This is a genomic window from Psychrobacillus sp. FSL H8-0483 (genome assembly GCF_038637725.1).
Lineage (GTDB): Bacteria > Bacillota > Bacilli > Bacillales_A > Planococcaceae > Psychrobacillus.
In genome coordinates, this window is the sequence record NZ_CP152052.1 from 1,270,203 (window position 1) to 1,282,510 (window position 12,308).

A 12,308-nucleotide genomic window follows, 5' to 3' on the forward strand; every position below is an offset into this window, starting at 1 on the left:
TATGTACAAAATTACTTGGAAAATGTAAAGCATATCCTAGAAGATATAGTTTCACAGATAAATGTTGCCTTTCATTTGTTTGAGAGTGAAAGGCCTATCTATGGGTAAACTGAATCAATTTCATAATTCCAATTTACTTAAAAAAACACAAACAATACTAAAGGAAACTAAAGAAAATATATATTTTACACGGAATAAAGTATAGTTGATTTCCGCTATAGGCGGACGCTTTCCGCGGGGTGAGCGATAAGCCATCATCGCCGCTCACGCGTCGTTTGTGATGTCTTATCTGTCTCACTCATCCCACTGGAGTCGCCGCCTGGCGCTACAATCAACAAGCAATAAATGTTCGTATTTTAATGACAAAGTACTATTTATGTAATTAACTCAACTAATAGAGAGTAAAAGTAATTGTTAGATTGATAGAGGAAGAACCCGTAGGACACTCTCGGTACGTTCTTCCTATTTTTTTATTCGTGGATAATAGGAGAGGGCTATACTATGGAAGTTCATGCTTGTTTGAATTATGGTAATACGTTATTTTTATCTTGGAAACAATTAGTTTTCATTGCTGTCAGTTACTCCATTACTTTAAACCATAATTCTGACCTATCTTTGGGGTCACCATTATAATTTATTGTTAATTCTTCACCTGCCAATATATCTTCAATTGCATAAAAGTCGATTGATAAATTATCTTTATTATTATCAAAATTTACATTAGGAGAGTAGGAATGATTAAATAGGGCTCCATATCCAAGTGCGATGGCTGTATCGTTACGTTTCCCCCAATAAAAGCAGTAATTAAAAAGTATAGTCTTTTTCAAATACTTCCATTCTTTTTTAGGTGATATTATTACAGGTGACACCTCAATCAGTTCATCCTTTTTAATATCTCGTGTAGCAAATAACCCTCTACCATACTTACCAGTTTCTTTAATACATATGGGACCCAAAGCATAAACTCCTTTCCGCTATTTAAGTAGCCAAGGCTATTAACAAGCTATTATTTAGTCAAAATTCCTTAATTGCTCTTTTATATATTCATTGCGATTTCGAATGAATTGAAAGATTAATTCTGGTTCATCATCAAAAATATCAATCTTCTTTTTTTTGTAGGGATCGAGAAGAATGTGAGGACGTACTATTTGATGTAGGGAAAATACTTTATCCTCTAAATATTTTACAGTAAATTTGGTTTCCAGGATTTCTTCCAACATTTCTTTGTAACGCTTTCGGAATTCTGGAATTTGAAAGAGAAGATTTAAAAGGTGATTTCCTTTTTTTCCTTCAATAGGGACGTAAGTATGCTCCATGATACCACCACTAACTTTTCTTCCCCAAGTTGCATCATAATCCCAAGGAAGCTTTTCGAATAAGCCAGTATCACTATTGCGATACAGGGCATAGTTGTGAGTAAACCCATCATTATTCATTGTACAAACTGCGCCAACTAACCAAAGCAAATATTTCTCCATATTAAGAAGTTGGGAGATTTCATCAAAGAAATTAGATTGAGCGGTAGTATTAATGGTAGTAATCAATTCATGAAGAAAGGTATCGTCGGATGGTTCTCCAGATGCTTGGAAATAGCCGTCCATTAACGATTCTTTTGGCTTCTCGTATCTCGTAAAAGAAAAGTTTGCATCATTGTTGGTGGCATAATAAATGGGACCAACAGGAAGCCCCCTTTTTTCCAAAAACAAATCATCTACAGACTCTAATTGTAAATATACACCTTTGAAAGTATCGTTTCGGAAAAAATTTATATGTTGACTATCGGGTGATAGAACACCGAGATCTTGAAAGAAGTCAAGAGAAAGTTTGTTACGAATAAGTGAGGGGTCTCTATACTCCGCATTGAGATGAATCTTACGAACTCCAAATAACTTTTCAGGATCATCAAAATCAATCACATAGGATCTTTTTCGAAACTTTCGTGTATAAGCACCACGATAGGCAATTTGAATATCCTGGATAATGTCTTCTACTTTTAATTTGCTTGGAACAGATTCATCACTATTTAAATTCTTTCTTAAATGATTTAGGTCTTCTTCCTCGATCATTAAGAAATAAGATGGAATTTGATATGACATATATTCACCACCTTGATATTATTTTATAGGTTTATATATTTATATATTAGAACTATAGCTGACAACTAACATAGCCTTAGTACATGGCTATTGAACAACGGCTATGTTAGTAGCCAGTTAAGGGATTAAGTATCAGTATGCAAATAACAAATCTATTAAGCTTTAAAAGCCTCCTTTAACCAATCGAGTATTAGTTAAAGGAAAGCTCTCGAATTTATCATTTCTTTTACACGCTTGTTTCTAGTAGACTTATTTTAGGTAGACGAACTACCAGTAGACGAGCTCCTAGTAGATGTACTTCCGGTAGACTTTGATCCAGTAGATGAGCTACCAGAAGATGAATTACCTTTTTTACCTTTTTTTCCATTCGAGCTACTAGAAGATGAGCTCTTAGAAGACGAGCTTCTAGTAGATGTACTTCCGGTAGACGTTGATCCAGTAGACGAGCTTCCAGTAGATGAGCTCCTAGAAGACGAGCTTCTAGAAGATGTACTTCCGGTAGACTTTGATCCAGTAGATGAGCTACCAGAAGATGAATTACCTTTTTTACCTTTTTTTCCATTCGAGCTACTAGAAGATGAGCTTCCAGTAGATGAGCTCTTAGAAGATGAGCTTCTAGTAGATGTATTGCTTGTAGACGAACTACCAGTAGATGTTGATCCAGTAGATGTACTTCCGGTAGACTTTGATCCAGTAGATGAGCTACCAGAAGATGAATTACCTTTTTTACCTTTTTTTCCATTCGAGCTACTAGAAGATGAGCTTCCAGTAGATGAGCTCTTAGAAGACGAGCTTCTAGTAGATTTACTGCTTGTAGACGAACTACCAGTAGATGTTGATCCAGTAGATGTACATCCGGTAGACGTTGATCCAGTAGATGTAGTTCCTGTAGAAGTTGATCCAGTAGATGTACTTCCAGAAGATGAACTACCTCTTTTACCTTTTTTACCTTTTTTTCCTTTCGACCTACTAGAAGACGAACTTCTAGAAGATGTACTTCCTGTAGATGAGGTACTAGAAGACGAGCTTCTAGTAGATGTACTGTTTGTAGATGTGCTTCCAGTAGACGAGCTACTAGAGGATGAACTTCCTTCCATTTCTTTCATAACAGGCACCTCCTTAATAACAGATTTAGGTTTATATTACGCAAAGGATTTATTATGGTGTGGACAATTGCCTTATTAAGCAAGAAACTAAAGCTTGAATTTTTTATAATAAGTAAAAAGCTCTAATATGGTCTAGATTGAAAGGCAGAAAGTTTAATGGGATAGGTTGCTGAATTTTTAATTCCCTAGACTCTTTGAAATTATGTAAGGTAATGGGGGGTCTTTCAAGTGTCCACTCTGCAGCGTCCATATTCATCCTCAAGTAATTAATGGAAAAATGCATGTTGAAATAAGAAGGAAAAACGGCTACCAGGATATCGGTAGCCGTTTTGTTTATACATATGCATTTTCAACTGATTCATTGTGCATTAAATAGTTTAGACTGAAGTATATCTAGAGCGCGATCAATTTCTTGTAAATCTTCTTTTGAAGCATTTTGGATTCGATTTAGAAAACGTAATTCTATGGATGCAAAGGCTTCGTTCATCATGATTTCTCCTTCTTTGGAAAGACAAACAAATTGTTTTCTTCGATCTTCGGTATCAGTTAATTTTTCAATTAAATTTTTCTCAATTAATTTTTTTAACTCACGACTTGTATTTGGCATAGATATGTGTTGACAATCACTAATTTCACTAGGAGTAACAGGTTGGCTAACAGTTATATATTCAAGAATTTTATATTGAACAGGTGTGATTGAATCTGATTTAGCGCTTTGTGTTAATTCGTGTGTCACCTGATGAACAGAAGTTAAAAATGTAATACATTTGTTAAAAAGAGCATTTTTGTCCATAATCATCACCTCGTACGAATAACATATCAAAAAAGTTATCATAAAACAATTATCAATTGACAACTAAAAGCATATAGTGCTATTATTTACTTATCATTTGATAAGTAAAAGGGGTGCAGGATGAATACGTTAGTCATTTACACTTATCCAAATCATAAAAGTTTAAATTATGCATTTTTACAAAAAGTAATTGAGGGAAGTAATGAAAACCCTCATATAAAGGAGTTACAGGTTGTAGATTTATATGAAGAGGACTTTAACCCGATTTTAGTATTTAATGAGCATAAACGAAGGCGTGACATGTATCGAGAACCAAAACTAGAAAAGTATAGAAAGCAAATTACTTGGGCTGATAAAATAATATTTGTTTATCCAATTTGGTGGGGAAGACCTCCCGCCATGCTATTGGGATACATTGATCAATTATTTGCAGCAAATTTTGCCTACAAGGATAAGAAAGGGTTATTGCCAGATGGTCTATTAAAAGGGAAGTCAGTTGTGTGTATTTCTACCATGAAGGGACCAACCAATTATCTGTTTTTCTGGTTAAATAATGCGCATAAAGTTTTAATGAAAAGAGCTTTATTTAGTTTTGTAGGAATTAAGAAAGTGAAGTTTTTTGAATTTGGTAATATGGAAAACTCCAAAGGGAAACAAACAAAAAAACTAGACAAAGTTTATCGATATTTTAAAGAAATAAACTGCTAAGAGAATCAATTTCATCATTCTAATTTACACAAAAAACACGAACAATACTAAAGAAATATATATTTTACACGGAATAAAGTATAGGTGATTTCCGCTATAGGCGGCGCTTTCCGCAGGGGGGCGATAAGCCATCACCACTGCTCACGCGTGGTGATGGCTTATCTGTCTCACACATGAGGGCACTGAAAAACTCTATTACAGAATTTTTTATGATAAATATTTGATGTGACGATACTGTGTACTATAGGATTTAGCACGGCGGCGTGAGACTCCTGTGGGAAAGCGAGACAGCCGAGACCCCGCACGAAGCGTAGCGTAGGAGGAGGCTCGGCGCTCGCCCACGGAAAGCGAACAGAGCCGTGCTAAATCCAATTAGCGGATATTTATTACGAATTTTATTAGAATACCACTTTTTCAGTGCCCTCTCACACATCCCGCTGGAGTCGCCGCCAGCCGCTTCAATCATTTATGAAATGAAATCAAGAAATTAAAAATTTAATAGAAAAGACGTTCACTGTCTATAAGTGAACGTCTTTTTGCATTACTTTGTATAGTTATCAAAATAACCTTGGATGAAGACAATAGGTGTTCCTTTATCGCCGCTTCCTGATGTTAAATCGGATAGAGAACCGATAAGATCAGTAAGTCTTCTAGGGGTAGTTCCTTGTGCTTCCATCGCGCCTACAAGATTTGAGCCTTTATTTGTAATATATTGAGAGATAGCTTGTTGAAGCTCTTCTCCTCTTAAATCAGCAAAATTATTATCCGCAAGATATTTTAGTTTAATTTCGTTAGGTGTTCCATCAAGGCCAGCTGTGTAAGCAGGAGATACTACTGGATCGGCAAGTTCCCATATCTTACCTACTGGATCTTTGAATGCTCCATCTCCGTATATCATAACTTCCACATCTTTGCCTGTCTTTTCTTTCATCTTTTGTTGAATGTTATCAACTATAGGCTGGCAATTACGTGGGAATAGCTTAACAGAATCCTCTGTTGATTTATTTGAACCTAACAAACCATATGCTTCATTACATCCACTGCCATCAATAGACTCTGATAATATGTTATCCAGGCTAAAGATTTTTTCTCCGCCGTTTGCTCTTAATATTTTCTTTGTTCTAAATCTTGTATGAATATCACAAGTAAGAACATTTTTTGTATATTCTAAAATGGTCTTTGGATTATTAGAGAAGATAACTTCACATTCCACACCATACTCTTCAATTAAAGACTTATAATAATCAATATAATCAACACCGGTAAAAGGATGCTTATTGTATCCAAAATGGTCACGGAATTGTTTTTCTGTTAAAACGTCAGTCCAAGGATTAACACCTTTTTCATCAAGCATATCTAAATCTACTAAGTGATTTCCAACTTCATCAGATGGGTAGCTAAGCATTAATACAATTTTTTTAGATCCTTTCGCAATACCTCGTAGACAGATTGCAAAACGATTACGACTCAAGATAGGGAATATTACTCCTACTGTATCATCTCCAAATTTTGAGCTAACATCTTTAGCAATATGATCGATCGTAGCATAGTTCCCTTGAGCGCGTGCAACGATTGATTCTGTAACGGTAATAATGTCTTTATCGTTAATGTTAAAACCTTCTGTTTCAGAAGCTTTTAGTACGCTATCTACAACAATTTCCTCAATATTATCGCCTTGATTGATGATTGGGCATCGAAGACCTCTAACAACTGTTCCAACTACTCTTTCCAAAATAATCGCTCCTTATAGCAATAATAGTTATATATGTAATGTTTCCTCTTGTACTATACCTCAATTTAATGGTATAAGTGAAATTAATATATGTAATATCAGGTATAAGGAGAAATTATATGATAAGCAAATTAGACTTATATAAAGTATTTTGTAAGGTAGCGAATAGCAAAAGCTTTTCAAAGGCGGCAAAGGATCTATTCATGACACAACCAGCTGTTAGTCAAGCAATCATGCAATTAGAAAGAGAATTAGAAATACGTCTATTTAATAGAACATCGAGAGGGGTAACATTAACAAATGAAGGAACTCTACTCTTTGAATATGCCAATTCTGCGCTTAACCTTATTCTCGCTGGAGAAGAAAAAATATTAGAGCATAAGAATTTAACTACGGGGAAACTAAAGATAGGTGTAGGTGATACGATTTCAAGGTATTTTTTACTTCCGTATTTAGAAGCCTTTCACAATGAATATCCCAACATTAAATTTAACATTGTTAATGGTACAACATTAGAAATTTGTTCCATTTTAAAATCGGGAGGAGTCGATATTGCCATTTGTAACTTTCCGATTGAAGATCCTACTTTAGTGGTAAGACCGTGTATTGATATCCAGGACATTTTTGTTTGTGGGGAGAAATATATGAATAGGTTATCTAAACCAACAAGCCTAGAGGAGTTAGTGGAATTGCCTTTAATATTACTAGAACGAAAATCAAATTCCAGAAAGTATGTAGAAAATTATATCCGTACCAAAGGCATTGCGATTTCACCAGAATTTGAACTTGGCTCACATGATTTATTATTAGAATTTGCTAAAATAAATTTAGGAATAGCCTGTGTGACAAAAGAATTTTCACAGGACTATATAAATAAAGGCTTACTATACGAAGTAAATCTAATGGAAAATATACCGAAGCGAAGCATAGGAGTATGTTATTTAAAAAGTGTACCTCTATCACCAGCTTCCACAAAGTTTGTGGAGATAATAGAAGAAAGGTAAGTTAAAATAAGCCCGATAATATTTAGTAATTATCAGGCTTAAATATATTGTTTATCTTAGTTTAAACTCACAATATTCAAATCTTGTCCTTGCAAATATTCAATAATTCTTGGTAATGCGTCTATTACAGCTTGTGATTCATGTAGTAAGATAATAGATCCAGATGCTTTAGTATTAACAACTTTCTTAAAAATTTCATTCGCATTATTACTTTTCCAATCTTCGGTATCCGAATTCCAAAGAACCATCTTACTATTTGTTAAATTCATTAAATCTATTGTTGTTTCATTTTTGATACCATAAGGAGGTCTAAAGAGAGTAATTTTCTCCTGAATTAATTCTTCAATTAAGCGATTTGTATGTAAGATTTCGTACTCTTGTTTAACGGAAGGTAATTTTGCAAAATTAGGGTGGCTCATTGAATGGTTGCCAATTGAGTAACCATTAGCTTGTACATACTGAACGGAATCAGGATGCTTTTCTACATTATTTCCGATAAAAAAGAATGTGCCACCGACTTCATATGTCTTTAATATATCCGTGATTTCTTTTGTGAATTTGGACGGCCCGTCATCGAATGTAAGTGCTACATTACCTTCCTGGATATTAAAGTTAATTACCTCGTTTAATTCTTCTATTGGAATTGCAGATTCATTTACTGAAGTAGTTGATTTATTAGAAGGCTTGGTTTTCTCAACACTACTTGATTTTATAGTTTCTGTCTCTTCTACATTTATAATGTTCTCTTTACGTATACTTTCTGACTTTACATTTGTAATTCCTTTTATTTCTACCTTATGTAAAAAACTGTTGTCTATACTAATGATTGTCAGTACACACATTAGTGCTAGAGATATCCAAGCAAACTTCCTGTTAAACTTTTTAGGAGCTACTACTTCTGTTTCCAATAAATCAATTGATGAAGGGGTCTCAGATAAAGGTGTTACAATACTAATCTGAGTAATGTGTTCGTTGTATTTAATAGCTTTTAATCCATTGACGTAAGCTTCGGAGCAAGGGAAATAAATTTTTTCACTTTGATCTTTATAAGTTTTCGTTAAGAAGCTTATATAGTGATTTTTATTGGAATCCCATGAACTATGGAAAGATAATCTGTACTTGTATTGTTCACCTAGTACAGTTAATTCCTTTAGATGCTCCGCTGTATATTGGTCGATTTCCCAAAGTAGTTCCACATCGTGCTCAGTTGATAATCTTACTCTCAAAACAGATTGATTAATTTCTATATCGAGTGATAATAATTCAAGTATTTTTACTAAATAGACTGACATAGTTGTCTCCTCTCTCTACTTGTGAATGGAGAGTCTACTTTAGATTATTCTTTGTTAATATTAGTTTTAGAGGTGAAAGAGAAAGACATTCGCTCTGTAAAATCATTAATTGTTCTCATTAATTCCTCTTTTTCATCAAGAATTTTTATGTATTGCTCTGAAGATTTTTGATTTTCTACTTCTAGGTTTCTAATTTTTTCTTCTAATTCTCTAATAGCTAACATATTTTGATATTGAATATTAGAAGATTCTTCTCTTAGCAAATTGTATTTATTAATTTCTTTCTCCAGCTGACTGGAGATCTTTTCAAAATCGTTACTAGAATTACTTTGATATTCTTTATAATCTTCTAGCAGTTGGTCATAACCCATCTGTTTATTTGTAAGATTACCTTCTAATGTACGAATTTCTTTATTCTTATCCTGAACAAGCTGTTCTTTCATTAATAAATCATGCTTTAAACGGCTAATCGTCTCATTTGCTGTATGTAACTGGCCTTCGAGTCCTTCGTTTTTATATAGCATCAATTGTCGATCATTTAGTACATTTTCTAAAGAAACGATTAAATCCAAAGATAATTTATCCTGATTATCCTTTGATAGTGTATATATTTTTGTTGAGTTTGCTGGAGGAATAAAATCTTCCATATTACTAAACTCCTCAATTAGTTCAATTGAAACTTCTTTGGTTTCATTTTCTATTTGAGGATTGGAAAGAACGCCTTTAAACCAACCCATGGACTTATTTTTATTATCCTTAGTCATAAGTTCATCTCCTGTAATTTAATATTTTCCATTAATTGAAGCCAATTAACAAAATAAACTAGGATAGTAAGTAGAATAAATTAATTGGTAATACTCCGATAAACTACGAATGTCCTAATTATATTGTATGATTACTTCAAATATTGTCAACATAATATGAAGAAATTGTAAGATGTTATCGAAAAAAGTCATTTTATTATCTATTATAAAGATATATAGTCTTTCTGGAATAATTGGATTTATTATGGTTGGCGCAATTATTTATTAAAACAGGTAACATTTATCCATTGATTATTTATCTTTTTTACTTGCACTGGATAGACTATTAAGGTAGCATTACTAATAATTTCATAATATATAGGCGTATATATTAATAGAATATAAAGCATTATTGCTTGTAAGTTGTAATCTAGAAGGTGAGTGGTTTAAGTATGAAAACAATAACAGTAGAAGATATTGTTCGGAAATATTCCTTTGAAGTGTTAACGGGTCACGATCAATTGCATCGGCTGTTAAAACAATCGAAAGTACGACGTCCAGGTCTTGAGTTTATGGATAAATTCGATTTCATTGCTACTGAGCATGTCCAAATTTTAGGGAAGAATGAAATAAATTATTTACATACACTGACAGATGAAGAATGTAAACTACGCATTGGAAATATCGTTCAATACGATCCTCCGTGCATTATCATTACATCCGATCAAGAAGAACCGCTGGGATTAATTCATTACTGTGTGGGAAAGGAAATACCAGTTTTACGTACACATGACTCGACGAGTGAGGTAAGTGCGAAACTGGACGCATTTGTCGTGAAAGCAATGGCACCGGAAATTGCAATTCACGGTGTATGTGTGAATGTCTCCGGAATTGGTATTCTATTACGAGGCAAGTCGGGTGTTGGAAAAAGTGAAACAGCCCACACATTGATAGGACGTGGCCATAGACTAGTGGCAGATGATGTAATCGTGTTGAAGAAGTTAAGTCCACAAACCCTTCTTGGATCACATAATGAAAAGAACAAGGAATTTCTGGCGTTAAGAAGTATCGGATTATTGAATGTCGTACGTCTTTATGGAAGAGCAGCATTTCAGGAAGAAACACGAATAGCACTTGATATCGAATTGACCAAGTGGGAGCAAAATACCCTGAATAACGACTTGGAGTTGCAAACGAAATTTACCGAATATATGGGTGTTCAAATTCCGCATATTCAAATTCAACTACAACCAGGTCGTGATGTTGCTGGTTTAATAGAAGCAGCGGCTAATAATTGGTATTTAAAACAACAAGGTTATAGTGCTGCAGAGGAATTTGTGAAACGACTCGAGGAAGACTTCGAATAGTCCAAACCAAAATAGTAATAACCATCCTTATCTCTACATTCCTTTTGTAGTGATAGGGATGGTTTTGTTTAAACGAAAGAAAAAAGACACCCTCTGTTTTGGAGGATGCCCCTTGAAGTTCTCAGTCAACCGTAATGGAAATTTCTTTCAAAAGGACAGATGGTGCACCAAAACCACCCGGGCTAAAGTATAAATCTGATGCAATTTCTTCGATATCCTTCATAAAATCGAAGAAGTTACCTGCTATTGTCATCTGTTTTACAGGGGAGGCAATTTTACCATCTTTAATATAAAAGCCCGTTGCTGCAACGGAAAAATCTCCAGAAACCGTACTCGTACCGGAATGAAGACCAGCCAAGTCCGAAATAAGGACACCTTCAGTTAGAGAAGAAATCAATTCTTCCTTCGTTCTTACTCCTGGTGCAATATACATATTCAGTGGTGCAATGGAAAGTGTACTTTTATAAGAAGATTTATGTGCATGGGCTGTTGTTTGGATACCTTCTATTTTTGCTGTTTTTCTGTTATGAAGAAGCGTTTCTAATATACCATTTGATATGATTGTCTGTTTTTTTGTTGCTACACCTTCTCCATCAAAATTTGATCCCGCAACTGCATCCGGATGAAATGGATCATCAAGCAGGGTAAAGGAATCAGATGCAATTTTTTCTCCAACCTTCCCTTTTAATAGGGACAGACCCTTTTGTGTATTTTCAGCTGAAAAGATGGGCGTAAACGTAGCAAGAAGGGATGCTGCCGCATTATGTCGCATAATAATTGGATATTTTCCTGTTGGAATTGATTTCTCCCCAAGATTCGAAAGAGCTTCTTCTGCCACTTCTTTTGCAATTTCATCCGCATCGAAAGAACCAAAATTACGTGTTACTTTATAGGTGCCACCTGTCTTCATTTCTTCTCCATCTTTCACGACTGCGGAAATGAAGATGATTAGGCCGTTCTTTTTTTCTTTTAATGAAAGGCCTTTACTGTTTGCCATCACACGATCTCCAGAAAAACTTTGCAGTGCGCAATAGTTGAGCGAGACAATCCGTGGATCATATGAAAGGACTTTCTTTTCAATGGATTTAATTAGTTCAATTTTTTCAGGGATTTGTACATTTGCAAGCTCTTCACTGTAAAAATCATAACCCACATATTCTCTGCTTCCTTCGAAAATATCGGTCCCATCATCTTCGTCAAGCACGTCTGCATTCGCTTTAGCTCGATCGATTAAAAATGATATGGAATCTTCATCCATTTTTTCTGTATAGGCGTAACCCATTTTCCCGTTATACAGACCTCGTAAACCAAGACCTCCATCTTCAGAAGTTTCGTAGCTGTCAATTTCCCCTTCAAAAATCATACATTGGAATGATTCAGTACGTTCGTAATAGACTTCAGCTTCTTTAAACCCTGCATCCATCGCCTTGTTTAGTAACTCTTCCTGGAAGTCAGTAATATTCATCT

At 34.6% G+C, this 12,308-nt stretch carries 12 protein-coding genes; 4 read left to right on the plus strand and 8 right to left on the minus strand.

Annotated elements, in window-relative coordinates; translation table 11 throughout:
- Positions 1–578 precede the first annotated feature (578 nt).
- From MHB48_RS05800 to MHB48_RS05810, 3 genes are all read right to left on the minus strand, one after another.
- Positions 579–956 carry an SET domain-containing protein gene (locus MHB48_RS05800; RefSeq protein ID WP_340918849.1) on the minus strand — a complete coding sequence of 126 codons (378 nt, stop codon included), beginning with the start codon at positions 954–956 and terminating at the stop codon, positions 579–581.
- Between the two features lie 54 nt (positions 957–1,010).
- Complete coding sequence (locus tag MHB48_RS05805; RefSeq protein WP_342600586.1) at positions 1,011–2,096, minus strand: CotH kinase family protein; 1,086 nt, start codon at positions 2,094–2,096, stop codon at positions 1,011–1,013.
- A 226-nt stretch (positions 2,097–2,322) separates the two neighbouring features.
- Positions 2,323–2,658: a hypothetical protein gene (locus MHB48_RS05810; protein WP_342600587.1), complete on the minus strand. Its 336-nt coding sequence runs from the start codon at positions 2,656–2,658 to the stop codon at positions 2,323–2,325.
- A 65-nt stretch (positions 2,659–2,723) separates the two neighbouring features.
- On the opposite strand from MHB48_RS05810, the gene MHB48_RS05815 reads away from it, so the two are divergent.
- Positions 2,724–3,281: a hypothetical protein gene (locus tag MHB48_RS05815; RefSeq protein ID WP_342600588.1), complete on the plus strand. Its 558-nt coding sequence runs from the start codon at positions 2,724–2,726 to the stop codon at positions 3,279–3,281.
- Between the two features lie 279 nt (positions 3,282–3,560).
- Here the strand turns inward: MHB48_RS05815 and MHB48_RS05820 are convergent, their stop codons facing one another.
- Positions 3,561–3,995 (minus strand): MarR family transcriptional regulator, encoded by a 435-nt coding sequence (locus MHB48_RS05820; protein ID WP_342600589.1) that lies wholly within the window; start codon positions 3,993–3,995, stop codon positions 3,561–3,563.
- A 120-nt stretch (positions 3,996–4,115) separates the two neighbouring features.
- Here MHB48_RS05820 and MHB48_RS05825 point away from each other — a divergent pair, with 120 nt between their 5' ends.
- Positions 4,116–4,703 (plus strand): NAD(P)H-dependent oxidoreductase, encoded by a 588-nt coding sequence (locus tag MHB48_RS05825; protein WP_342600590.1) that lies wholly within the window; start codon positions 4,116–4,118, stop codon positions 4,701–4,703.
- Between the two features lie 541 nt (positions 4,704–5,244).
- On the opposite strand, the gene MHB48_RS05830 is transcribed toward MHB48_RS05825, so the two are convergent.
- A complete protein-coding gene (locus tag MHB48_RS05830) occupies positions 5,245–6,435 on the minus strand; it encodes a coenzyme F420-0:L-glutamate ligase (protein WP_342600591.1) in 1,191 nt (396 codons plus the stop codon).
- Positions 6,436–6,554: 119 nt separating this feature from the next.
- Between MHB48_RS05830 and MHB48_RS05835 the strand changes: the two genes are divergently transcribed.
- Entirely contained in the window at positions 6,555–7,439 is an 885-nt protein-coding gene (locus tag MHB48_RS05835) for a LysR family transcriptional regulator (RefSeq protein ID WP_342600592.1), read from the plus strand.
- 56 nt (positions 7,440–7,495) lie between these two features.
- On the opposite strand, the gene MHB48_RS05840 is transcribed toward MHB48_RS05835, so the two are convergent.
- Both MHB48_RS05840 and MHB48_RS05845 read right to left on the minus strand, forming a co-directional pair.
- Complete coding sequence (locus MHB48_RS05840) at positions 7,496–8,731, minus strand: polysaccharide deacetylase family protein (RefSeq protein WP_342600593.1); 1,236 nt, start codon at positions 8,729–8,731, stop codon at positions 7,496–7,498.
- Between the two features lie 44 nt (positions 8,732–8,775).
- Entirely contained in the window at positions 8,776–9,495 is a 720-nt protein-coding gene (locus MHB48_RS05845; protein WP_342600594.1) for a hypothetical protein, read from the minus strand.
- A gap of 431 nt (positions 9,496–9,926) precedes the next feature.
- Here MHB48_RS05845 and hprK point away from each other — a divergent pair, with 431 nt between their 5' ends.
- Entirely contained in the window at positions 9,927–10,841 is a 915-nt protein-coding gene (hprK, locus tag MHB48_RS05850; protein WP_342600595.1) for an HPr(Ser) kinase/phosphatase, read from the plus strand.
- Positions 10,842–10,962: 121 nt separating this feature from the next.
- Here hprK and MHB48_RS05855 read toward each other — a convergent pair whose 3' ends face one another.
- On the minus strand, positions 10,963–12,306 hold the full coding sequence (locus MHB48_RS05855; protein WP_342600596.1) for a TldD/PmbA family protein: 1,344 nt from the start codon (positions 12,304–12,306) through the stop codon (positions 10,963–10,965).
- Positions 12,307–12,308: the final 2 nt, after the last annotated feature.